Origin of the sequence: Amycolatopsis sp. NBC_01286, from assembly GCF_035982555.1 — a bacterium.
Taxonomy (GTDB): domain Bacteria; phylum Actinomycetota; class Actinomycetes; order Mycobacteriales; family Pseudonocardiaceae; genus Amycolatopsis.
Window position 1 is genome coordinate 6,161,053 of record NZ_CP108428.1, and the last position, 26,958, is coordinate 6,188,010.

A 26,958-nucleotide genomic window follows, 5' to 3' on the forward strand; every position below is an offset into this window, starting at 1 on the left:
ATGACGCCCACGCACCGCCCTGCCGCACGCCCGGAACCCGTTGCGGTGGTGGGGATGGCGTGCCGGTTCCCCGGGGCCGACGGCCCGGCGGAGTACTGGGACCTGCTGCGTGACGGCGTGTCCGCGGTCGGGCCCGCACCCGGCGGCCGGCCGGACACCGGCCCGGCCGGCTACCTGCGCGACGTCGACCGCTTCGACGCCGCGCTGTTCGGGGTGTCGCCGCGCGAGGCACGCGAGATGGACCCGCAGCAGCGGCTGGTGCTGGAGCTGGCCTGGGCCGCGCTGGAGGACGCCCGGACCGCGCCGGATTCCCTGCGGGGCAGCGAAACCGGTGTGTTCGTCGGGGTGACCGCGGACGACTACGCGGCGCTGGCCCGCCGGTCCGGCGCGCGGATCGGGCACCACACGATGACCGGGGTGAACCGGGCCATCCTCGCCAACCGCGTCTCCTACGTCCTCGGCCTGTCGGGGCCGAGCATGTCGGTGGACACCGGGCAGTCGTCCGGCCTGGTCGCGGTGCACCTGGCCGGCGCCGCGCTGCGCTCCGGCGAGGCGGACCTGGCGCTGGCCGGCGGGGTCCAGCTGAACCTGGCCGAGGAGAGCACGGCCGCGCTCGCCGAGCTGGGCGCGCTGTCCCCGGACGGCGCCTGCTTCACCTTCGACGAACGCGCGAACGGCATCGTCCGCGGCGAGGGCGGCGGCATCGTCGTGCTGAAGACGCTCTCGCGCGCGTTGGCCGACGGCGATCGCGTGTACTGCGTCATCGAGGGCAGCGCGGTCAACAACGACGGCCCGAGCGCGGGGCTGACCGTCCCGAGCGCCGAGGCCCAGGAACGCGTGCTGCGGTCGGCGTGCCGCCGCGCGGCGGTGGACCCGGCCGACGTCCAGTACGTCGAGCTGCACGGCACCGGCACGGCGGTGGGGGACCCGATCGAGGCCGCCGCGCTGGGCGCGGTCTACGGCGCTGCGCGGACGTCGCCGCTGTGGGTCGGCTCCGCGAAGACCAACCTCGGGCACCTCGAAGGCGCGGCGGGCGTCGCCGGGCTGCTCAAGGCCGTGCTGGCCGTGACGCACCGGGTCGTGCCGCCGAACCTCAACTTCGACCGGCCCAACCCGGCCATCCGGTTCGACGAGTGGCGGCTGCGGGTGGCGCGCGGGCTCGAGCCGTGGCCGGACGCCGAGCGCGCGCGGGCGGCGGTGTCGTCGTTCGGCATGGGCGGCACCAACTGCCACGTCGTGCTGGCCGAAGGCCCGGCGGCCCCGGCGGGCGGTGCGCCGCAGGACGGCCCGGTCGCGTGGGTGCTGTCCGGCCAGGGTGACGCCGCGCTGGCCGCGCAAGCGGGGCGGCTCGCCGAGCACGCCGAAGGCACCCGCCACGACGTCGGCTGGTCCCTGGCCACGACCCGCGCGGCGCTCCCGTCGCGCGCGGTGCTGGTCGGCTCGTCCTCGGCCGAGCTGCTCGGCGGCGCGCGAGCGCTGGCCGGCGGCGGCATCGCGCCCGGGCTGGTCCGCGGCGGCGCCGACCCCGGGATCACGGCGGGCGCGCGCGGCGGCGCGGTGTTCGTGTTCCCCGGCCAGGGTTCCCAGTGGGCCGGGATGGCCGACGAGCTGCTGGCGACGTCGCCGGTGTTCGCCGAGTCGCTGCGTGCCTGCGCGGACGCGCTCGCGCCGCACGTGGACTTTTCGCTGCTGGACGTGCTGAGCGAGGGTGAGGACTCGCCCAGCATGGCGCGGACCGAGGTCAACCAGCCGGTGCTGTGGGCGGTGATGGTCTCGCTGGCCGCGTTGTGGCGCTCGCTGGGCGTCGAACCGGCGGCGGTCGTCGGGCACTCGCAGGGTGAGATCGCCGCCGCGTGCGTCTCCGGCGCGTTGACGTTGGAAGAGGGCGCGCGAGTCATCGCGGTGCGGGCGCAGGTCGCGGCGCGCGAGGTGCCCGCGGGCACCGGCATGGTGTCGGTGCGGCTGCCCGCGGACGTCGTCCGGGAGCGCCTCGGCCGCTGGGACGGCCGGCTGTCGGTGTCGGTCGTCAACGGGCCCGCGTGGGTCCTGGTCGCTGGCGACGACGAAGCGCTGGGCGAGCTGGTCGAGGACTGGGAAGAAGAGGCGCGCGTCCGGCGGATCGCCGCGGACTACGCGTCGCACTCGCCGTGGGTGGCGCCGATGGAGGCCGGGCTGCGCTCCGGCCTGACCGGTCTGCGCCCCGGCCCGGCCGCCGTCCCGTTCTACTCCACGGTGACGGCGGGACCGGTCGACGGCGACGCCCTCGACGCCGGGTACTGGTACCGCAACCTGCGCGAGACCGTCGACTTCCACGGCGCGACGAGCGCGCTGCTCGCCGCGGGCTTCACGGCGTTCGTCGAGGTCAGCCCGCACCCGATGCTGCTGGGCAGCGTGCGCGAGGCGATCGCCGCTTCGGGCGGCGGCGCGGTCGCTACCGGCACGCTGCGCCGCGGCGAAGGCGGGCTGACGCAGGCCCTGACGTCGCTGGCCGAACTGCACGTCCGCGGCGTCCCGGTCGACTGGTCCCGGCACTTCCCGGGCGCGGCCCGGGTGGACCTGCCGACGTACGCCTTCCAGCGCGAGCGGTTCTGGCTCGGCGACACCGGCCCGGTGGCCGCGCCCGCGGCGGGGCCGGTGGACCTGCACGCGCTGGTGCGCCAAGAGACCGCCGTCGTCCTGGGCGCGCACGACGTCGCGCAGGTGGAACCGTCCGCGTCGTTCAGCGAGCTGGGGTTCGACTCGGCGATGGTGGTGGAACTGGCCGGGCGCCTCGGTTCCGTCACCGCCGCGGCGGTGTTCGACCACCCGACACCCGCGCGGCTCGCGGATTTCCTGGCCGCCGAAGTCGAAACTGACCCCGCCGGACCCGAGCCTGCGCCGGATGTTTCCGGTGACGACCCGATCGCCATCGTCGGCATCGGCTGCCGCTTCCCCGGCGGCATCGACTCGCCGGAGACGTTCTGGTCGGTGCTGGCCGACGGCGCCGACGCGATCTCGCCCATGCCCGCCGACCGCGGCTGGAGCGCCGACGTGCTGGCCACCGCCCGCGGCGGCGGTTTCCTGCACGACGCGGGCGACTTCGACGCCGCGTTCTTCCGGATCTCCCCGCGCGAAGCGCTGGCCATGGAACCCCAGCAGCGGCTGCTGCTGGAGACCACGTGGGAAGCCCTGGAACGCGCGGCGATCGACCCGACGTCGCTGCGCGAGAGCGCCACCGGCGTGTTCCTCGGCGCGATGGCCCAGGACTACGGCGTCCGGCTGCACGAGAACACCGGCCGCGGCGAGGGGTACGCGCTGACCGGGACGTCGACGAGCGTGCTGTCCGGCCGGATCGCGTACCTGCTCGGCACCCGCGGCCCGGCGCTCACGGTGGACACCGCGTGCTCGTCGTCGCTGGTCGCGATGCACCTGGCGGCGCAGGCCCTGCGCAGCGGGGAGTGCACCCTGGCCGTGGCGGGTGGCGCGACGGTGATGGCGAACCCGGGGGTGTTCGCGGAGTTCGCGCGGCACGGCGGCCTCTCCCCGGACGGCCGGTGCCGCTCCTTCGCCGACGACGCCGACGGCACGGGCTGGGCCGAGGGCGTCGGCGTCCTGGTCCTGCAACGGCTTTCCGACGCGCGTCGCGAGGGGCGGCCGGTGCTGGCGGTGCTGCGCGGCAGCGCGGTCAACTCCGACGGCGCGTCCAACGGCCTGACCGCCCCGAGCGGCGCGGCGCAGCGCGCGGTGATCCGGCAGGCCCTCGCCGCCGGCGGGCTGTCCCCGGCGGACGTCGACGCGGTGGAGGCGCACGGCACCGGCACGCCGCTGGGCGATCCGATCGAGGCCGAGGCCGTGCTGGCGACCTACGGCCGGGACCGCGGTGGCCGCGCGCCGGTGTGGCTGGGGTCGCTGAAGTCCAACCTCGGGCACACCCAGGCCGCGGCGGGCGTGGCCGGGGTGATCAAGATGATCCTCGCCATGCGGCACGGTGTGCTGCCGCGGACGCTGCACGCGAGCGTCCCGTCGACCCGCGTGGACTGGACGTCCGGCGCGGTGCGGCTGCTCACCGAGGAGGCGCCGTGGCCGGGGGAGGGCCGGCCGCGCCGGGCCGCCGTCTCGGCGTTCGGCATCTCCGGCACCAACGCGCACGTCGTCCTCGAACAGGCACCGCCGGTCGAGACGCCGGTGCCGGAGCCGACGGGGCTGCCGGTGCCCCTGGTCGTGTCGGCGCGGTCGCCCGAGGCGTTGAGCGAGCAGCTGTCCCGGCTGGAGTCCGTTGTGGACGTCGATCCGGGTTCGCTCGCGGTGTCGTTGCTGCGCACCCGCACGACGTGGGAGCACCGCGCTGTCGTGCTCGGTGCTGGGGTCGAGCGAGGGGTCGCGGGTCCGTCGGGGGACATCGCCATCGTGTTCACCGGCCAGGGCGCCCAGCGCGTCGGGATGGGCCGCGAGCTGTACGCGGCCTTCCCGGTGTACGCGGCGGCCTTCGACGAAGTCTGCGCCGAACTGGACCGGCACGGTACCGGGACGCCCGTCGCGGAGGTCGTGTTCGGGTCCGAAGAACTGCACGAGACGAGGTACGCGCAGGCCGGGCTGTTCGCGCTCGAGGTCGCGCTGGTCCGGCTCCTCGCGTCGTTCGGTGTCCGGCCGTCGGTGGTCGCCGGGCACTCGGTCGGCGAGCTGACCGCCGCGTACGTCGCGGGTGTCTTCTCGCTGCCGGACGCGGCCCGGCTGGTGGCCGCGCGGGGCCGGTTGATGCAGGCGTTGCCGTCCGGCGGGGCGATGGTCGCGGTGGCGGCGTCCGAAGTGGACGTCCACAGTGTACTCGGCGACGGCGTCTGGCTGGCGGCGGTGAACGGGCCCGCGTCGGTGGTGCTGTCGGGTGCCGCGGAGCCGGTGGCGGCGGCCGCGGCGAAGCTCGCGGAGCGGGGCCACAAGACGACGCCCCTGACCGTCAGCCACGCGTTCCACAGTGGACTGATGGAGCCGATGCTCGCCGACTTCGCGGCCGTCGCGGCCGTGATCGACTACCGCACGCCGACGCTGCCCATCGTGACCGGCGCGGACGGCGACCCGGCGTCGGCGGACTACTGGGTCGAGCAGATCCGCCGTCCGGTGCGGTTCGGCGACGCCCTCGCCGAGCTGGGCGCGCGCGGGGTGTCGGTGGTGGTCGAAGCCGGCCCGGACGGCGTGCTGACCGCGATGGCCCAGACCGTTCTCGACGGCGGGCCGGTCGCGGTCGTGCCGCTGCGCCGGGACCGGCCCGAGCCGGAGACGCTCCTGACGGCGCTCGCGCGGCTGTTCGTGCACGGCGTCGACGTCGACTGGACGCCGGTGCTGCCCGAGCGGGCGGCGCTGGTGCCGTTGCCGACGACCGCGTTCCGCCGTGAGCGGTACTGGCAGGAGTCGCCGCCCGCGGCCGCCGACGTCGCGGCCGTCGGCCAGACGCCCGTCGACCACCCCGTGCTGGGCGCGCTGGTGACCGACCCGGAGACCGGCCGGGCGGTGCTGACCGGCCGGTACCCGGCGACGCTCCCGGTGCGGCGGGTGGCCGGGACGGCGGTCGTCCCGGCGGCGGCGCTGCTCGAACTCGCGTTGTGGGCCGGACACCGGATCGGCGCGCCGGTGGTGCGCCGGCTGGCGGCCGGGACGCCGTTGACGCTGCCCGAGACGGGCGGCGTCCCGGTGCGGGTCGTCGTCGGCGCGGAGGCGGACGGCGAACGCGCGATCACGGTGCACGCCGAGCAGCACGGCACCTGGACCCGCCACGCGAGCGGGGTGCTGGCGGTGGCCGCCCCAGGCCCGGAGCCGGCGGGCTACGCCGTCGACCCGGACCTGCTGGAAGCCGCGCTGCTCGCCGTCTCCGCGTCGGACGACGCGCTGGCGTGGACCGGGGTGACGCGGCACGCGGCGGCTTCCGGCCCGCTGGAGGCCCAGCTCGTCCCGGCCGCCGACGGCGAGTTCTCCCTGTCCGTGACGGACGCGGACGGCGTGGTGGCGCTGTCCGCGGAGTCGGTGACGCTCGGGCCGGTCGAGCTGCCCGTCACCGTCGCGAGCTGCTTCCACGCGCTGGAGTGGCGCGAAGTGACGGCCGAGCCGGGCCCGGTGTCGCACCGGGTCGTCCACGACGTCGACGACCTCGCGGCCGCTGACCGGCCGTCGTGGCTGGTGCTGCCGATCGACGCGACCGGCGCCGATCCCGCCCGGGCCCACGCCGTGGTCAGCCAGGTATTGGCTCTGCTGCAGGCTTTCCTCGCTGAACCGTCCCGAGTGGACACCCGGTTGCTGGTCCGCGTCGGCGACGAGCCCGTCGCGGCAGCCGTCGGTGGTCTGGTGCGCGCGGCGCAGGCCGAGCACCCGGGCCGCATCGTGCTCGCCCACAGCGACCTCGCCCCGGCGGACCTCCTCGAAGCCGTCGGCGCGCTCGACGAGCCCGAGGTCGCCGTGCGCGACGGGCGCGTCCGGGTACCGCGGCTGACCCGGGTCACGCCCCCGGAACCGGTGCGGTGGGATCCCGCGGGCACCGTACTGATCACCGGCGGCACCGGGGTGCTCGGCTCGCTGGTCGCGCGGCACGTCGTGGCGGAACGGGGCGTCCGGAGTGTGGTGCTCGCCTCGCGTCGCGGCCCGGACGCCGAGGGGGCGGCGGACCTGGCCGCCGAACTGCGGGCCCACGGCGCCCGCGTCGACGTCGTCGCCTGCGACGTCGCCGACCGCGACCAGGTCCGGGCCCTGCTCGACGGCATCCCCGATCTCACCGCCGTCGTGCACACGGCCGGGGTGCTGGCCGACGGCGTCCTCGCCGCGCAGGACGGGACGCGGCTGGCCGAGGTGTTCCGGCCCAAGGTCGACGCCGCCGTGCACCTCGACGAGCTGACCCGCGGCCACGACCTGGCCGCGTTCGTGCTGTTCTCCTCGGTGTCGGGGGTGTTCGGCGGCGCCGGCCAGGCGAACTACGCCGCGGCGAACGCGTTCCTCGACGCCCTCGCCGTCCGCCGCCGCGCGGCCGGACGGTCCGCGGTCTCGCTGGCCTGGGGCCCGTGGGCCGGTGACGACGGCATGGCCGCGCGCCTCGGCGCGGCCGACACGGCCCGCCTGGCCCGCGCCGGCCTCCGGCCGCTCGACCCGGCCCTGGGCATGGCGCTGCTGGACGCCGCGCTCGCGGACGAGCGTCCGGTGCTCGTCCCGGTCTCGCTGAAGCTCGGCGACCAGATCGCGCCGGTCCTGCGCGAACTCGCCGGCCCCTCGGCGCGCGGGCGCGACACCGATCTCGCGGCCCGGCTGGCCGGCCTCGACGACGCCGCCGGGCTGGCGCTGCTGACCGAGCTGGTCCGGGCCGAAGCGGCCACCGTGCTGGGTGGCGGGCCGGGTGTCGGCGCGCTGCAGGCGTTCCGGGACGCGGGGTTCGACTCCCTGATGGGTGTGGAACTGCGCAACCGCATCGCCGCCCGCACCGGCCTGGCCTTGCCCGCGACGGTGGTGTTCGACCACCCCAGCCCGGCCGCCCTCGCCGAGCAGCTGCACGCGGACCTGCTCGGCCGTGCCGCGCCCGCCGTGGCCGCCACAGGTCCGGCGGACGACGACGATCCGGTGGTGATCGTCGGGATGGGCGTCCGGCTCCCGGGCGGGGTCACCACGCCGGAAGCGTTGTGGGACCTCGTTTCCGGCGAGGTCGACGCGATCTCGGAGTTCCCGGCCGACCGCGGCTGGGACGTCGAAGCGCTCTACGACCCGGACCCCGACGCCGCGGGCAAGTCCTACACCCGGCACGGCGGCTTCCTGGACGACGCCGCGTTGTTCGATCCGGCGTTCTTCGGGATCTCGCCGCGTGAAGCCCTGGCCATGGACCCGCAGCAGCGGCTGCTGCTCCAGACGTCGTGGGAGGCCCTGGAGCGCGCGGGCATCGCGCCGACGTCCCTGCGCGGGCAGAACGCCGGGGTGTTCTTCGGGGCCTCGACGCAGCCGTACGGGGTCAGCGCGCGCGACGCCTCCGGCGAGACCGAGGGTTACGTCATGACCGGGTCCTCCGCCAGCGTCCTGTCCGGCCGGGTGTCCTATGTGCTCGGTGCGCGCGGTCCGGCCGTCACGGTCGACACCGCGTGCTCGTCGTCCCTGGTCGCCCTGCACCTGGCCGCGCAGTCGCTGCGGTCGGGGGAGTGCTCGCTCGCGCTGGCGGGCGGGGCGACCGTGCTGGCCACCCCGGACATCTTCGTCGAGTTCTCCCGGCTGCGCGGCCTCGCCGCGGACGGCCGGTGCCGGTCGTTCGCCGACGACGCCCAGGGCACCGGCTGGGCCGAAGGCGTCGGCGTCCTCGTGCTGCAGCGCCGGTCCGACGCCCTGCGCGACGGGCGTGAGGTGCTGGCCGTCGTGCGCGGCACGGCGGTCAACCAGGACGGCGCGTCCAACGGGCTCACCGCGCCGAACGGACCGTCGCAGCAAGCGGTGATCCGGCAGGCACTCGCGAACGCGGGGCTACGTCCGTCCGATGTGGACGCCGTGGAAGCCCACGGGACGGCGACGACGCTGGGCGATCCGATCGAGGCACAAGCGCTTCTCGCGACGTACGGCCAGGACCGCTCGGAACCGCTGTGGCTGGGGTCGTTGAAGTCCAACATCGGGCACACCCAGGCTGCCGCCGGGGTGGCGGGCGTGCTGAAGATGGTCCTGGCCATGCGGCACGGCGTGCTGCCGCGGACGTTGCACGTCGACGCGCCGACGTCCGAAGTGGACTGGACGGCGGGTGCGGTCCGGCTGCTCACCGAGGCCCGGCCGTGGGAGGTGGCCGACCGGCCGCGGCGGGCCGGGGTGTCGTCGTTCGGGGTGTCCGGGACCAACGCGCACGTCGTGCTGGAACAGGGACCCGCGCCGGTGCGCCCGGAGCCGTCCGCGGGGTTGGTGCCGCTCGTCGTCACCGGCCGGTCCGCGGCGGGCCTGGCCGACCAGGCCGCCCGCCTGGCCGAGTCGCTGCCTGCCGATGTCGGCGCGGCCGGACGTTCCCTGTTGTACTCGCGGGCCCACTGGGAGCACCGCGCCGTGGTGCTGGCCGCGGATCACGAGCAGGCCGTGGCCGGACTGCGTGCGGTGGCGGCCGGGTCCGCGTCGCCCGACGTGCTGCGCGGGACGGCGGACCCCGGACCCGTCGTGTGGGTCTTCCCCGGCCAGGGCGCGCAGTGGGCCGGTATGGGCCGGGAACTGTGGGCGTCGAACCCGGTGTTCGCCGCCCGGATGGCCGAGTGCGAGGCAGCCCTCGCGTCCCATGTGGACTGGTCGCTGTCCGAAGTGGTCCGTGGCGCCGGCGCGCTCGACGCGGTGGACGTCGTGCAGCCCGTGTCGTTCGCGGTGATGGTGTCGCTCGCCGCGGTGTGGGCGTCCCTGGGCCTGCGGCCGGACGCTGTCGTCGGGCACTCGCAGGGCGAGATCGCCGCGGCCTGCGTCGCCGGCGCGCTGTCACTGGCCGACGCGGCCAGGGTCGTCTCGGTGCGCAGCCGGATCATCGCGCGGCGGCTGGCCGGCCACGGCGGGATGCTGTCCGTCGCACTGGGCGAGGAGGAGATCCGGCTTGCCGAGGGCGTCGAGATCGCGGCGGTGAACTCACCCGACGCGGTCGTGCTGGGCGGCGATCCCGCGGCGCTGGACGAACTGGCCGAGACCTACCGGGCGCAGGACGTCCGGGTGCGGCGGGTGCCGGTGGACTACGCGTCGCACACCGCGCACGTGGCCCGCGCCGAGGCCGAGCTGACCGCCGAACTGTCCGATGTGGACAGCGTGGCACCCGTGATCCCGTGGTACTCCACAGTGGACAGCGCGTGGACGACCGGTCCGCTGTCGCCGGACTACTGGTACCGCAACCTGCGTGGCACCGTCCGGTTCGCCGACGCCACGCGCGCGCTCGCCGACGCGGGCCACCGCGTGTTCGTCGAGACGAGCTCGCACCCGGTGCTGACGACGAGCGTGCAGGAGACCGTCGCGGACGCCGTCGTGTGCGGCACGCTGCGGCGGGACGAACCCGAGCAGGACCGGTTGCTGCGGTCGGCGGCGGAGCTGTTCGCGCACGGCGTTCCCTTGGACCCGGCGGCGTTGCTGGCGCCCGGGCCGGGCGCCGCGGTGCCGACCACGGCGTTCCAGGAGCAGCGCTACTGGCTGACGGCCGAGCGGGGCCCGGACCTGGAGCGGGTGGGGCACCCGCTGCTGACGGCCGCCCTGGACGATCCGGTGACCGGTGGCGTCGCGCTGACCGGACGCGTCTCGCTGCGGACGCACCCGTGGCTGGCGGACCACGCTGTGTCGGGTGTCGTGGTGGTGCCCGGGACGACGTTCGTGGAGCTGGCGGTGCGGGCCGGTGACCGGCTCGGGGTGCCGGTGGTGCGGGAACTGGTCGTCGAAGCGCCGATGGTGCTGCCGGAGACGGCGTCGGCCGAGCTGCGGGTGACCGTCGGCGCGGCGGACGGCGACACGCGGCCGGTCACCGTGCACTCCCGGGGCGGCGACGGCACCTGGACCTGCCACGCGACGGGCGTCCTGACGGCGGCTTCGACCTCGGCAGCCGCGGCGACCGAGTGGCCGCCCGCGGACGCCGAAGCCGTGGACGTCACGGCGTTCTACGACCGGCTCGCGGAGCACGGTTACGGCTACGGCCCGGTGTTCCGCGGCCTGACCGCGGCGTGGCGCCGGGGTCCTGTGGTGTTCGCGGAGGTCGCGCTGCCCGACGGCACGGACGTGGCGGGCTACACGCTGCACCCGGCCCTGATGGACGCGGCGCTGCACGCGGCGATGCTGGACACGACCGAGGTGCGGCTGCCGTTCTCGTGGTCGCGGGTGGCGATCCACGCGACGGGAGCGACGGCGGCCCGCGTCACGCTGAGCCCGGCCGAAGGCGGCGTGGCGGCCGAGCTGACGGACGCGACGGGCACGCCGCTGCTGTCCCTGGGCGCCCTGACGACCCGGCCGGTCACCCCGGGCCAGCTGACGACGTCGGCGAGCGACGCGTTGTTCGCGCTCGCGTGGACGGAGCTGTCCCTGGACGCGGGGGAACCCGGTGCGGTGCGGGTTCTCGAGGGCGACGAGCCGTGGCTCGGCCTGGGCGACGCGGAAGCTCAGTGGGTTGTCCTGCCGGTCGACCCCGATCCCGCCGAAGCCGAGACCCGGCGCGTCCGGACCACCGTCGACCGCGTGCTGCGTGTGCTGCAAGCCGTCCTGGCCGGCGCGGACCAGGCCGCGCGCCTCGCCGTCGTCACCTCCGGGGCCGTCGCGGCCGAGCCGGGGGAGAGCGCCGATCCGGTGGCCGCCGCCGTCTGGGGCCTGGTGCGGGCCGCCCAGGCCGAGCACCCCGGCCGCTTCCTGCTCGTCGACCAGGCCGGCGAGGCCCCCGGCCACGGCGTGCTCGCCGCGCTCGCGGCCCGCGACGAAACCCAGTGCGCCCTGCGCGGACCGCGTGTTCTCGTCCCGCGGCTCGAGCGGGCCGCCGCCGGGACGAACACCTTCCCGGCCGACGGCACCGCGCTCGTCACCGGCGGCACCGGACTGCTCGGCTCGCTCGTCGCGCGCCGGCTCGTCACCGGCCACGGCGTCCGCCGCCTCGTCCTGGCGTCCCGGCGCGGTCTCGGCGACGACCTCGCCGCCGAACTGCGGGAGCTCGGCGCCGACGTCCGCGTCGAGGCCTGCGACGTCGGGGACCGCGACCAGGTCCAGGCCCTGCTCGACGGCATCCCCGATCTCACCGCCGTCGTCCACGCCGCCGGGGTGCTCGACGACGCCGTCGTCACCGCCCTCGACGGCGGCCGCCTCGAGCTCGTCTTCCGGCCCAAGACCGACGCCGCCGTCCACCTCGACGAACTGACCCGCGACCGCGACCTCGCCGCCTTCGTGCTGTTTTCCTCCGCCGCCGGTGTCCTGGGCAACGCCGGTCAAGCGAACTACGCCGCCGCCAACGCCTTCCTCGACGGTCTCGCCACCCGCCGCCGGGCCGCCGGCCGGCCCGCCGTTTCGCTCGCCTGGGGACTCTGGACCGAAGCCAGTGGCATGACCGCCGGCCTCCGGAACCGCGAAGGCCTCGGCACCGCGCAGGGCCTGGACCTGTTCGACCGCGCGCTGACCTCGGACCGGCCGGTGCTCGTCCCGATCGCCCTCGACCTGCCCGCGCTCCGGCGCCTGCCGGCCGTGCCGCCGCTGCTGCGCGGCCTCGCCGGGCCGGTCCGCCCGCAGGCACGCGCCGCCCGCGACGGCGGGTTCGCCGACCGGCTCGCCCGGCTGGCTCCCGCCGCCCGCCGCGCCGCGCTCGACGACCTCGTCTGCGCCGGGGCCTCGGCCGTGCTCGGCGGCCTCGACGTCGCGCCGGGCCGGGCGTTCCGCGACGCCGGGTTCGACTCGCTCACCGCCGTCGACCTGCGCAACCGGCTGGCCGCCACGACCGGGCTCACCCTGCCCGCGACGCTCGTCTTCGACCACCCGAACCCGGCCGCGCTCGCCGCCCACCTGCACGGAGAGCTGTTCGGGTCGGCACCGGCCGCCGCCGAGACCACTGTCGCGTCGGCCGAGCCGATCGCGATCGTCGGGATGGGCCTGCGGCTCCCCGGCGGCGTCGACAGCCCCGAAGCGCTCTGGGACCTGGTGCACGACGGCGTCGACGCGGTGGCGGGCTTCCCGGCCGACCGCGGCTGGGACCTCGCCGCGCTCTACGACCCCGACCCGGACGCCGCGGGCACGTCCTACACGCGCTCCGGCGGGTTCCTGCACGACGCGGGCGTGTTCGACGCCGGGTTCTTCGGCATCTCGCCCCGCGAAGCCCTCGCCATGGATCCGCAGCAGCGGCTGCTCCTGGAGACTTCGTGGGAGGCCGTCGAACGCGCGGGCATCGCCCCGACGTCCCTGCGCGGACAGCGTGTCGGCGTCTTCACCGGCCTGATGTACCACGACTACGGCGTCGGTGCCCCCGCCGACCCGGAGCTGGAAGGCCTGCGGGGCACGGGATCGGCGGGCAGCGTCGCCGCCGGCCGGGTGTCCTACGTGCTCGGTCTGCAGGGGCCCGCCGTCACGGTGGACACCGCGTGCTCGTCGTCGCTGGTCGCGATCCACCTCGCGGCGCAGGCCCTGCGCGCGGGCGAGTGCTCGATGGCGCTGGCCGGCGGCGCGACCGTGCTGTCCAGCCCCGAGGTCTTCGTCGAGTTCTCCCGGCAGCGCGGCCTGGCCGCGGACGGCCGGTGCAAGTCCTTTTCGGACGACGCCGACGGCACCGGCTGGGCCGAAGGCGTCGGTGTGCTCGTGCTGCAACGGCTGTCCGACGCCGTCCGCGACGGCCGGGAGATCCTCGCCGTCGTCAAGGGCAGCGCGGTCAACCAGGACGGCGCCTCCAACGGCCTCACCGCCCCGAACGGCCCGGCCCAGCAGGCGGTGATCCGGCAGGCCCTCGCCGCCGCGGCCCTCGAACCGTCCGAAGTGGACGCCGTCGAGGCGCACGGCACCGGGACGGTCCTGGGTGACCCGATCGAGGCGCAGGCGGTGCTCGCGACCTACGGCCAGGACCGGGAAACCCCGTTGTGGCTGGGTTCGCTGAAGTCCAACATCGGCCACGCGCAGGCCGCGGCCGGCGTCGCGGGCGTGGTGAAGATGGTGCTGGCCCTGCGCCACGGCGTCCTGCCGAAGACTCTGCATGCCGGCACGCCGTCGTCCAAAGTGGACTGGAGTGCCGGGGCCGTCCGGTTGCTCACCGAGCCCGCCGAGTGGCCCGCCGGTGACCGGCCGCGCCGCGCGGCCGTGTCGTCCTTCGGCGTCAGCGGCACCAACGCCCACCTCGTCCTGGAGCAGGGCCCCGCGCGCGAACCGGCCGAGCCCGCGCCGGTGACCGGTCCGCTGCCGCTGGTCGTGACCGCGCGCTCGGCGGCCGGGCTCGCGGCTCAAGCGGCCCGGCTCGCCGGAGAAATTGACGACCTCGCCGGGACGGCGAACGCGCTGGTGCGGACCCGGGCGATCTGGGAGCACCGCGCCGTCGTCGCGGCGAGCGACCGGGAGACGGCGATCGCGGGTCTCACCGCGCTGGCCGCGGGGACCTCCGCGTCCGGCGTGGTCACCGGCGTCGCCGACCCGGCCGGGCCGGGCAAGCTCGTCTGGGTCTTCCCCGGCCAGGGCGCGCAGTGGGCCGGGATGGGCCGCGAGCTGTGGCGCACCGAACCGGTGTTCGCGGCACGGATGGCGGAGTGCGAAGCGGCCCTCGCGCCGTGGGTGGACTGGTCGCTCGCCGACGTCGTGCACGGCGCCGCCGCGCTGGACGCCGTCGACGTCGTGCAGCCGGTGTCGTTCGCGGTGATGGTGTCGCTGGCGGCGTGGTGGGAGTCGGCGGGGCTGCGGCCCGACGCCGTGCTCGGCCACTCGCAGGGCGAGATCGCCGCCGCCTGCGTCGCGGGCGCCCTGACCCTGGCCGACGCCGCGCGCGTGGTCGCGGTGCGCAGCCGCGCGATCGCCACCGGCCTCGCCGGCTCGGGCGGGATGCTGTCGGTCGGTGTCGGCGCGGACCGCGCCCGGGCCGACCTCGCCCGGTGGCCCGGCGTCGAAACCGCCGCCGTCAACTCGCCGCACGCCGTCGTCCTCGCCGGCGAGAGTGCCGCGCTCGACGACGCCGAGGCGTTCTACCGTGAGCAGGACGTGCAGGTGCGCCGGATCCCGGTGGACTACGCCTCGCACACCGCGCGGGTCGAGGCGATCGAGGCCGAGCTGACCACCGCGCTGGCCGACGTGCGCACCGCGGCGCCGTCGGTGCCGTGGTTCTCCACAGTGGACCAGAACTGGGTGGAGACGCTCGACCCCGGCTACTGGTACCGCAACCTCCGCGCGACGGTCGGCTTCGCCGACGCGATCCGCACGCTGACCGGCGACGGCCACCGCGTGTTCCTCGAAACGAGTTCGCACCCGGTCTTGACCACGAGCATCCAGGCCACTGTGGACGATCCGGCGGTGCTCGTGTGCGGCAGCCTGCGCCGCGACCAGCCCGAACGGGACCGGCTGCTGCGGACCGCGGCCGAGCTGTTCACCCGCGGCGTCGACGTCGGCTGGACGGCGTTCCTGCCGGAAGCCGAGCCGGTCGCGCTGCCGACCACGGCGTTCCTGGGCGAGCACTACTGGCTGCGGGCCGGACCGGCCACCACGGATCCCGCCGGCGTCGGGCAGGAGGCCGTCGACCACCCCGTGCTGGGCGCGGCCGTCGAGGGCGCCGCGTCCGGCGGGATCGTTTTCACCGGCCGGATCTCCCGCGAGACGCAGCCGTGGCTGAGCGACCACGCCGTGTCCGGGACCGTCCTGGTGCCGGGCGCGGCACTGGTCGAGCTCGCCATCCGCGCCGGGGACCGGGCGGGCACGCCCGTGCTGCGGGAACTCGTCGTCGAGACGCCTCTGGTCCTGCCCGAGACCGGGGCCGTCCCGGTGCAGGTCGTGGTGGGCGCACCCGACGGCGACGGCCGGCCCGTGAGCCTCTACTCCCGTGTGGACGGTGGCTGGGTCCGGCACGCCGAAGGCCTCCTCGCCGCCGACGATCCGACGAAGTCCACTGTGGACTTGTCGACCTGGCCGCCGCCGGGCGCGGTGGAAACCGACCTCGCCGGGTTCTACGACGTCCTGGCCGCCCGCGGGTACGAGTACGGCCCGGCGTTCCGGGGCGTCACCCGCGTGTGGCGGCGCGACGAGGACCTGTTCGCCGAGGTCACACTGCCCGGCAGCGTCGACGCGACGGGCTTCACCATCCACCCGGCGCTGGTCGACGCCGCCCTGCATCCGCTGATCCCGGCCGCGGGCGACGGCGTCGAGCTGCCGTTCGCGTGGACCGGCGTCACGCTGCACGCGACGGGTGCGACCGCGGCCCGGGTGCGCCTGCACCCGGCGCCCGGCGGCACCGCGGTCGAGCTGGCCGACGAGACCGGCGCGCCCGTCCTGTCGGTCGCCGCGCTGGCGACCCGACCCGTCCGCCCGGATCAGCTCGCCGCGGCGGGAACCGGCGGGGAGGCACTGTTCGCCGTCGAGTGGACCGAGCTGCCGCCGGGCACCGACGTCGACCTGAGCGACGCCGAAGTCCTGCACGTGGACACGGGCGACCTCCACGCCGTCGTTGCCGGAGTGCTGCGCCGGGTCCAGGAGTTCGTCGCCGGGCCGGGGACGCGGCTTGTGGTGCACACCCGCCACGCCGTGTCGACCGGTCATCCCGAGCCCAACGACCCGGTGGCCGCCGCCGTGTGGGGACTCGTGCGGTCCGCGCAGACCGAACACCCGGACCGGCTCCTGCTCGTCGACGGCGAGCTGCCCGGCGGTCTCCCGGCGGCACTGGCCGCCCGCGGCGAAGACCAGTGCGCCGTCCGCGACGGGCGTGTCCTCGTCCCGCGGCTCGTCCGGCCCGGTCAAGACGGACTGTCCCTTCCGGACGGTGCCGCGCCGTGGATCCTGCGGTCCGGCGACACGTTCGACGACCTCACGCTGGAACCGTCCGAAGCAGACCCGCTGGAGCCGGGCCAGGTCCGGGTGGCGGTCCGCGCGGCCGGGATCAACTTCCGTGACGTGCTCGCCGGGCTCGGCGTGCGGCTGGGCCTCCAGAGCGTCGCCGGCGAGGGCGCCGGGGTGGTCGTCGAGGTCGGTCCCGATGTCACCGGGTTCGCGGTCGGCGACCGGGTCCTCGGGCTGGTCACCCGCGCGTTCCAGCAGGTCGTGGCGGCGGACGCGCGCACGCTGGCGCCGATGCCGGACGGCTGGTCGTTCGAGCAGGCGGCGTCGATCCCGGTCGCGTTCCTGACGGCGTTCTACGGTCTCGCCGACCTCGCGGGCCTCTGCCCGGGCGAGAAGGTGCTGGTGCACGCGGCCGCGGGTGGCGTCGGCATGGCCGCGGTCCAGCTGGCGCGGCACCTCGGCGCCGAGGTCTACGCGACGGCGAGCCCCGGCAAGCACGGCGTACTCCGGGAGCTGGGCATCCCGGACGACCACATCGCGAACTCGCGGACCCTGGAGTTCGCGGAGACGTTCGGCCCGGTCGACGTCGTGCTGAACTCTCTGGCCGGGGAGTTCGTCGACGCGTCGCTGGGCTTGCTGGCCGAGGGCGGCCGGTTCCTCGAGATGGGCAAGACCGACATCCGCACCGGTGTCCCGGGCTACCAGGCCTACGACCTGCACGAAGCCGGTCCGGACCGCATCGGCGAGCTGCTCCGCGAAGTCCTCGGCCTGTTCGCGTCCGGGGTGCTGCGGCCGATCCCGGTCACGCCGTGGGACGTCCGGCAGGCGCCGGCGGCGTTCCGCTTCATGGCCCAGGGCAGGCACATCGGCAAGAACGTCCTCACCACACCGCGCTCGCTCGACCCGGCGGGCACGGTGCTGATCACCGGCGGCACCGGCCGGCTGGGCGCGCTGGTGGCGCGGCACCTCGTCGCCGGCCACGGCGTCCGAGACCTGCTGCTGGTGTCCCGGCGCGGCCCGGACGCCGACGGCGCGGCCGAACTGGCCGGCGAGCTGCGGGCGGCCGGCGCGCGGGCGCGGATCGTGGCCTGCGACGTCGGCGACCGGGAGCAGCTGCGCGCGCTGCTCGACGGCGTTGCGCTGACCGCGGTCGTCCACGCGGCCGGCGCCCTGGCCGACAGCGTCCTCGCCGCCCAGGACGAGGCCGGGCTGGCCACGGTGTTCCGGCCCAAGGCCGACGCCGCCGCCCACCTCGACGAGCTGACCCGCGGCCACGACCTGGCCGCGTTCGTGCTGTTCTCCTCGGCCGCGGGTGTGCTCGGCGGCGCCGGGCAGGCCGGCTACTCGGCGGCCAACGCGTTCCTCGACGGCCTCGCCGCGAGTCGGCGGGCCGCCGGCCGGCCCGCCGTGTCGCTGGCCTGGGGCCTGTGGGCCGACGCGAGCGGGCTGACGGCGCACCTCGGCACGGCCGACACGACGCGGATGGCCCGCACCGGCGTCGGCGCGTTGACCGCCGAACAGGGGCTGCGCCTGCTCGACGCGGCTCTCGCGTCGCCGCGCCCCACGACGGTCCCGATGGTCCTGGACCGCACCGCGCTCCGCGACCGGGCGCGCACCGCGACCGTGCCGCCGCTGCTGCGGGAGCTGGCCGGCCGGGGCCGCCGGACCGCGCGGACCACCGCTCGCGCCGGGACGTGGACCGCCCGCCTGAGCCGGCTGGACGGCCCGGCCCGGCTGGCCGCGCTGACCGACCTGGTCACCGCGGAAGCGGCCGTTGTGCTCGGCGGCGGGGTCGCGGTGGCGGGCGGACGGGCGTTCCGCGACGTCGGCTTCGACTCGCTGACGGCGGTCGAGCTGCGCAACCGGATCACCGCGGCCACCGGCGTCACCCTGCCCGCGACGGCCGTGTTCGACCACCCGACCCCGGCCGAACTGGCCGCCCACCTGCGCGACGCACTCCTCGGCGCCGAGGCCGCCCCGGCACCTACGGCGTCGGTGGCCACCGACGAGCCGATCGCCATCGTCGGCATCGGCGTCCGGCTCCCGGGCGGAGTGGACAGTCCCGAATCGTTGTGGGACCTGGTGTCCGACGGCGTCGACGCCATCTCACCGTTCCCCGGCGACCGGGGCTGGGACGTCGGCACGGGCTCGTCCTACGCCCGCGCCGGCGGCTTCCTGCACGACGCCGGCCAGTTCGATCCCGCCTTCTTCGGCATCTCACCGCGCGAAGCCCTGGCCATGGACCCGCAGCAGCGCCTCGTGCTGCGGACCGCCTGGGAGGCCCTCGAACGGGCGGGCATCGCGCCGACGTCCGTGCGGGGCGACGACGTCGGGGTGTTCCTCGGCGCGATGGCGCAGGACTACGGCACGCGGGTGCACGAGGCACCGGCCGAGACCGCGGGGTTCGCGCTCACCGGCTCGTCCTCGAGCGTGCTGTCGGGCCGGGTGTCCTATGTGCTCGGTGCGCGCGGACCGGCGGTCACCGTCGACACGGCGTGCTCGTCGTCGCTGGTCGCGATCCACCTCGCGACGCAGTCGCTGCGTTCGGGCGAGTGCTCGACCGCGCTCGCCGGCGGGGTCACGGTGATGGCGACCCCGGCCGCGTTCGTGGAGTTCGCCCGCCAGGGCGGCCTGTCCACCGACGGCCGGTGCCGGTCGTTCGCCGACGACGCGGACGGCACGGGCTGGGCCGAGGGCGTCGGTGTGCTTGTCCTGCAACGGCTTTCCGACGCGATCCGCGACGGCCGTGAGGTGCTGGCCGTGGTGCGCGGCACGGCGGTCAACCAGGACGGTGCGTCGAACGGCCTGACCGCCCCGAACGGCCCGGCGCAGCAAGCGGTGATCCGGCGGGCGCTGGCCAACGCCGGGGTCGCACCGTCCGAAGTGGACGCCGTCGAGGCCCACGGCACGGGCACGACCCTGGGTGATCCGATCGAAGTCCAGGCGCTCCAGGCCGTCTACGGGACCGAACGCGATCCGGACCGGCCGTTGCTGCTGGGGTCGCTGAAGTCCAACATCGGGCACGCGCAGGCCGCGGCGGGCGTCGCCGGGGTGATCAAGATGGTCCTGGCCCTGCGGCACGGCGAGCTGCCGCGCACCCTGCACGCCGGGACGCCGTCGTCTCGCGTGGACTGGTCGGCCGGCACGATCCGGCTGCTGGCCGAACCGCACGCCTGGCCGGCCGGTGACCGCCCGCGCCGCGCCGGCGTGTCGTCGTTCGGGGTCAGCGGCACCAACGCGCACCTCGTGCTGGAACAGGCCCCGGCGGCCGACGACCGGGAGCCGACACCGGACGTCGTCGTCCCGCTGATCGTCTCGGCCCGCTCGGCGGAGGGATTGACAGCGCAGGCCGGTCGCCTCCTGGCCGTCCTGGCCGACGGCGCGGCCTTACCGGACGTGGCCTGGTCACTGGTGCGGTCCCGGGCGGTCTGGGAACACCGGGCCGTGGTGACGGGCGACAGCCGCGACGACGTGATCGCGGCGTTGCGAGCCGTGGACAGCCGTGGCCCGGCCGACCCGGCGAGCGGCGTGGCGTTCGTGTTCGCGGGCCAGGGATCCCAGCGGCTGGGCATGGGAGCCGAGCTGTACGCGCAGTTCCCGGCGTACGCGGAAGCGTTCGACGCGGTGTGCGCGGAGCTGGACCGCCGGCTGGCCGGGCACGTCGACCTGCCGGTGCGCGACGCGCTGGCGTCGGACCTCGTGCACGAGACGGTGTACGCGCAGGCGGGGTTGTTCGCGGTCGAGGTCGCGATGGCCCGGCTGCTGGAGTCGTTCGGCGTGCGCCCGAAGGTCGTGGCGGGGCACTCGCTGGGCGAGCTGTCGGCGGCGCACGTGGCGGGCGTGTTCACGCTGCCGGACGCGGCCCGGATGGTGGCCGCGCGCGGCCGGTTGATGCAGGCATTGGCGCCGGGCGGGGCGATGCTGGCGGTGACGGCGGCCGAAGCGGACGTCGAGCCCCTGCTCGGCGACGGCGTCTGGCTGGCCGCGGTCAACGGGCCCGCGTCGGTCGTGCTGTCGGGCGCGCAGGAGGCGCTCGATGCGGCGGCCGCGGAACTGGCGGCCCGCGGGTTCGAGACGTCGGTGCTGCCGGTGGGCCACGCGTTCCACAGTGGACTGATGGCGCCGGTGCTCGCGGAGTTCGCGGCGGAACTCGCCGAGGTGGAGTTCCACGAGCCGGTGCTGCCGCTGATCTCGACGGTGACCGGGGAGCAGGCCGACGTCGGCACGGCCGGGTACTGGGTGGAGCAGATCCGCCGTCCGGTGCGCTTCGCGGCGGCGGCCGGGACGCTCCTGGCGCACGCCCCGGGCACCGTGGTGGAACTCGGCCCGGGCGGCGTCCTGACGGCGTTGATCCGATCGCTGCCCGCGCCGTCGCCGGCCGACGTCGTCGCGCTCACCCGCCGCGACCGGCCGGAACGCGCCACCCTCACGGCCGCGCTGGCCACCCTCTTCACCCGCGGCGCCGACGTCGACTGGACGCCGCTCTTCCCGCCCGCCACCCGGCACGTGGTTCCGCTGCCCACCACCGCGTTCCAGGAGCAGCACTTCTGGCTGCGGCCCGGTCCGGCGATCGCCGACCCCGGCGACGCCGCCTTCTGGCAGGCGATCGAGCGGGAGGACCTGACCGCGCTCGGCGACGTGCTCCCCGCCGCGGCTCCGGAGTCGCTCGCCGCCGTCCTGCCGGACCTCGTGCGCTGGCGCCGCAAGCGGCAGGAAGAATCCGCCGTCGACGACTGGCGTTACCAGGTCACCTGGCAGCGGCTGCCGCGGTCCGAGGCGTCCCTCACCGGTCGCTGGTCGGTCTTGGGTGACGACGGCACCGTCACCGCCGCTCTGCGTGACCGCGGCGTGCTCGCCGAGCCCGGCGAACCCGCCGGCCACGTCCTCCTGCTCTCCGACGGCCGCGCCGGCACCCTGCTGCCGCGGGTGCAGGACCTGCTGGCCACGACGTCCGCCCGGCTGTGGGTCGCCACCCGCGGCGCGGTCGGCGTCGGCGGCGGGGACGCGCCCGCCGATCCGCGCGCCGCCCAGGCGTGGGGGCTCGGCCGGACCGTCGCGCTGGAGCACCCCGGCCGCTGGGGCGGCCTGCTCGACCTGCCCGCCGTCCTCGACGACACCGTCGTCCGCCGCGTGCTCGACGTCCTCGCCGGCGACGAGGACCAGGTCGCGATCCGGCCGTCCGGGGTCTTCGGCCGCCGGCTCGTCCGGGCCGGGACCAGCGCGGGCGGTCCGGAGTGGACACCGCGCGGCACCGTCCTGATCACCGGCGGCACCGGCGGGCTGGCCGCGCACCTGGCCCGCGACCTCGCGGAGCGCGGCGCCGAGCGCGTCGTCCTGGTGAGCCGCCAGGGCCCGGACGCCCCGCTGGCCCTCACCGGTGAGTTCGAGGTCGTCGCGGCGGACGTCACCGACCGGGACGCGCTGGCCGCCGTCCTGGCCGAGTACCCGCCGGACGCCGTCTTCCACGCCGCCGGGGTGTCCGGTGGCGCCGTCGCGGTCGCGGACGCCGACCCGGCGGGCTTCGAGCGGGTCCTCGCGGCGAAGGCGGAGGGCGCGCTGCTGCTCGACGAGCTGCTGGGCGACCGCCCGCTGGACGCCTTCGTGCTGTTCTCCTCGGTCGCCGCGACCTGGGGCGCCGCCGGTCAGGCCGCCTACGCGGCCGCCAACAGCACCCTGGACGCCCTCGCCGAGACCCGCCGGGCCCGCGGCCGCACCGCGGTCTCGATCGCCTGGGGTCCCTGGGACAGCGCCGGCATGAGCACCGAAGACGGCGCCCGCGCCCGGCTGGCCCGCGGGGCCGTCGCGCCGATGGCCCCGGCGCCGGCCCTGACGGCGTTGCGCGCGGTGCTGCGGACGGGCGCGCCGACGGCGGTCGTGGCGTCGGTCGACTGGCCGCGGTTCGCCCCGGTCTTCACCGCGGCCCGCCCGAGCCCCCTCCTCACCGCCTTCGCCGAGCCGGCGCCGGTCACCGGCCCCGCCCGGCTCGCCGGCACCGACCTGGCCACCCTGACCGATCTGGTCCGCACCGAGGCACGCGCGGTGCTCGGCGGGGCCGGCGTCGCGGCCCGGCAGGCGTTCCGCGACGCCGGGTTCGACTCGCTGACCGCCGTCGAACTGCGGGACGTCCTCGCCGCCCGCACCGGCCTCGCGCTGCCCGCGACGACCGTCTTCGACCACCCCGACCCCGCGGCGCTCGCGGCCCACCTGCACGGTGAGCTGACCGGCGCGACGGCGGCCGCGCCGGTGACCGCGCCTGCCGCGGCCGGTGACGATCCGATCGTCGTCGTCGGCATCGGGCTGCGTCTGCCGGGCGCGGTGGACAGTCCGGAAGCGTTGTGGGACCTGGTTTCCGGTGGGGTCGACGCGATCTCGCCCTTCCCGGCCGACCGCGGCTGGAGCCCGGGTGGCGCCGGCGGGTTCGTGCACGACGCGGGCCTGTTCGACCCGGAGTTCTTCGGGATCTCGCCCCGCGAAGCCCGGGCCATGGACCCGCAGCAGCGGCTCGTCCTGCGGACGTCGTGGGAAGCCCTCGAACGGTCCGGCATCGCGCCGACGTCGCTGCGCGGCGAGCCCGTCGGAGTCTTCGTCGGGGCCTCGGCCCAGCAGTACGGTCCCGGCACGGACACCGACGGCTTCGGTCTGACCGGCTCGTCGTCGAGCGTGCTGTCGGGCCGGGTGTCCTACGTGCTCGGTGCGCGGGGTCCCGCGGTGACGGTCGACACGGCGTGTTCGTCGTCGCTGGTCGCGATCCACCTGGCCGCGCAGTCGCTGCGGACGGGGGAGTGCTCGCTGGCGCTGGCCGGCGGGGTCACGGTCATGGCGACGCCGGCCGCGTTCACCGAGTTCGCCCGGCAGGGCGGTCTCGCCGCCGACGGCCGGTGCAAGTCCTTCGCCGACGACGCGGACGGGACGTCCTGGGCCGAAGGCGCGGGAGTCGTGGTGCTGCAACGGCTGTCCGTCGCGGTCCGCGACGGCCGTGAGGTGCTGGCGGTCGTGCGCGGGACGGCGGTCAACCAGGACGGTGCGTCGAACGGGCTCACCGCGCCGAGTGGTCCCGCGCAGCAGGCGGTGATCCGGCAGGCACTGGCCAACGCCGGCTTGGCACCGTCCGAAGTGGACGCCGTCGAAGCGCACGGCACCGGCACGACCCTGGGCGACCCGATCGAGGCGCAGGCGCTGCTGGCGACGTACGGCCAGGACCGCGGAACGCCGTTGTGGCTGGGGTCGCTGAAGTCGAACATCGGGCACACCCAGGCCGCGGCGGGCGTCGCGGGGGTCGTCAAGATGATCATGGCGATGCGCCACGGCGAGCTGCCGAAGTCACTGCACGCGGGCGAGCCGTCGTCCCGGGTGGACTGGACGGCGGGGAACGTGCGCGTGCTCACGGAGGCCGAACCGTGGCCGCGGCCGGGCCGCCCGCGCCGCGCGGGTGTGTCGTCGTTCGGGGTGAGCGGCACCAACGCCCACCTCGTGCTGGAAGAGCCCCCGGTGACCGAGGCGGCCGCGCCGGCCGAGGCTCCGAGCGTGGTCCCGGTCGTCGTGTCGGCCCGCTCGGCCGCCGGACTGACCGCGCAGGCCGAGCGCGTGGCGTCCTACTTGGACGGTCAGGAGAGCCTGACGGCACCCGCGTGGTCGCTGCTGCGGTCCCGGGCGGTGTGGGAGCACCGCGCGGTCGTCCTCGCGGGCGACCGGGACCAGGCGGTCGACGGCTTGCGGCGCGGGCCTGTGCGCGGTGAGGCCGACCCGGCGCGCGACGGCGTCGCGTTCGTCTTCACCGGGCAGGGCGCGCAGCGGGCCGGGATGGGGCAGGAGCTGTACCAGGCGTTCCCCGCGTACGCGGACGCGTTCGACGAGGTGTGCGCGGAGTTCGACCGGTACCTGGACAAGCCGTTGCGCGAGGCGATCGCCTCGGACGCGGTGCACGAGACGGTGTACACGCAGGCGGGGTTGTTCGCGGTCGAGGTCGCGATGGTGCGGTTGCTGGAGTCGTTCGGGGTGCGCCCGAAGGTCGTGGCGGGGCATTCGCTGGGGGAGCTCACCGCGGCGTACGTCGCGGGTGTGTTCTCGCTGCCGGACGCCGTGATGCTGGTCGCGCACCGCGGCCGGCTGATGCAGGAGCTGCCGCCCGGCGGGGCGATGGTCGCGGTCGAAGCGTCCGAAGTGGACGTCCACTCCGTACTGGGCGACGGGGTCTGGCTCGCCGCCGTCAACGGGCCGCGCTCGGTCGTGCTGTCCGGCGACGCGGCCGCGGTGCACGCCGCCGCGGCGTCCCTGCCGGTCAAGACGACCCCGCTGCCGGTGGGCCACGCGTTCCACTCGGGACTGGTGGAGCCGATGCTGGCCGAGTTCGCGCAGGTGACGGGCCGCGTCGAGTACCACGAGCCGGCGGTGCCGGTGATCGCCGGCGACGTGACGTCCGCGCGGTACTGGGTCGACCAGGTCCGCAGTCCCGTCCGGTTCGCCGACGCGCTCGACACGATCGCCGGCCACGCGGTGGCGGCCGTGCTGGAGGTCGGGCCGGACGGCGTGCTGACCGCGATGGCGCCCGAGACGCTCACCGCGGTCGCGCTGACCCGGCGTGACCGGCCGGAACCCGCCACCGCCCTCGCCGCGCTGGCCGCACTGTTCGTGCACGGCGCCGACGTCGACTGGACCCCGCTGTTCCCGCCCGCCACCCGGCGGACCGTGCCCGTGCCGACGACGGCGTTCCAGGAGAAGCGCTACTGGCTGGAGCCGGAGCCGACACTGACACGCGGGCCCGGCTCGCTGCGTTACCGCGTCGAGTGGGAAGCGTTGCCGGACAACGGAACGCGGATCGCGGGCCGCCGCTGGCTGGTGGCCGCGGCCGCCGATGACCTCGGCGTCGCCGCAGCGCTGCGGGCGCGGGGCGCGGACGTCGTCACGATCCCTTGGAGCGCCGACCGGGAGGCGGCGACCCGGCCCGTCGACGACGCCGGCCCCCTTGACGGCCTGATCCTGGTCACCGGCACCGCCGACGCCGTCACCGCGCTGCCCGGGCTGCAGGCGGCCCTCGCCGCGGCGGTCCCGGCCCCGGTCTGGGTGGTCACCGAAGGAGCCACGGCCACCCCGGACGCGGCCCAGGTCCAGGCCCTCGGCCGGACCGCCGCGCTGGAACACCCGGGCCGCTGGGGTGGTCTCGTGGACCTGTCCGGTCCCGACGCGGCCGACCGGCTGCCGGGCGTGCTGGACGGGACCGAGGACCAGGTCGCCGTGCGCGCGGACGGCGTCTTCGGCCGACGCCTGGTGCCCGACACCGCGCCGGCGGCCGGGGACGGCTGGACCCCGCGCGGAACGGTGCTGGTCACCGGCGGTGGCGGTGCCCTCGCCCCGCACCTCACGCGTTGGCTCGCCGAAGCCGGCGCCGACCACGTCGTGCTGCTCAGTCGTCGCGGCGGCGAGCCGGCGGACCTGCCGGGGTGCCGGGTGACGGCGGTGGCGTGCGACGTCACCGACCGGGCCGCGCTCGCCCGGGTCCTGGAGGAGTACCCGCCCGACGCCGTGCTGCACGCCGCCGGCGTCCCGGCCGGGCCGGCCGGTGTCGACGACCTGACCCCGGCGAGCCTGGCCGACGCGTTCGCCGCCAAGGTGACCGGCGCCGTCCACCTCGACGACCTCCTGGCCGACCGGCCGCTGGACGCGTTCGTGCTGTTCTCCGCCACCGCCGGGATCTGGGGCGCCGCCCGGCGCGGGGCCCACGCCGCGGCGGCCGGGTTCCTCGACGCACTCGCCGAGCGCCGCCACGCCCAGGGCCGCCCGGCCCTGTCGGTCGCCTGGGGCACCTGGGCCACCGAGGCGCTGACCGGCGAGACACGGCGGCAGCTCGAGCGCCAGGGTTTGTCCACAATGGATCCTGGCGACGCGCTGACGGCGCTGAGCGCGGCGCTGCGGACCGGACGGCCCACCGCCGTCGTCACCGCGATGGACTGGGCCCGGTTCGGGTCGCTGTTCACCGCGTCCCGGCCGAGCCCGCTGCTGGCCGGGCTCTCCGGCACCGGAGCCGAAGAGTCCACAGTGGACGACTCCGCGGCGGAAGCGCTGCGGGAACGGCTGCGGCCCCTGGACCCGGCGGGCCGGCGCACGGCGCTCACCGAGCTGGTCCGTGCCGAGGCCGCCGCGGTGCTGGGCACCGACCCGGGCCCGGCGAAGCCGTTCCGCGAGGCGGGGTTCGACTCGCTGACCGCGGTCGAGCTGCGCCGGCGCCTGACCACGGCGACGGGCGTGGCCCTGCCCGCGACCGTCGTGTTCGACCACCCCACCGCGCGGGCCCTCGCCGAGCGGCTCGAGGAGCTGCTGGCCGCCCCGGCCGGCGATCTCCTGGCCACCCTGGATTCGGTGCTGGACGCGCTCGACCCGGCCGCGCTCGACGACCGGATCACCGCGAAGCTGCGCCGGCTCCTGGAACCGGTGCCGGTGCCGAGCCCACAACCCCCGGCGGCGGACGACCTGGACGCCGTCACCGCCGACGGCCTGTTCGACTTCCTCGACCGCGAACTCGGCCCGTCGTGACCGCGGCCGGCCCCCGAAACGGAAACCCGAGTGTGA

1 pseudogene is annotated in these 26,958 nt (G+C 76.3%); it reads left to right on the plus strand.

Features of this window, described 5'->3' with window-relative positions:
- A pseudogene (locus OG570_RS29420) lies at positions 1–26,692 on the plus strand (SDR family NAD(P)-dependent oxidoreductase); the annotation flags it as partial.
- Between the last annotated feature and the right edge of the window lie 266 nt (positions 26,693–26,958).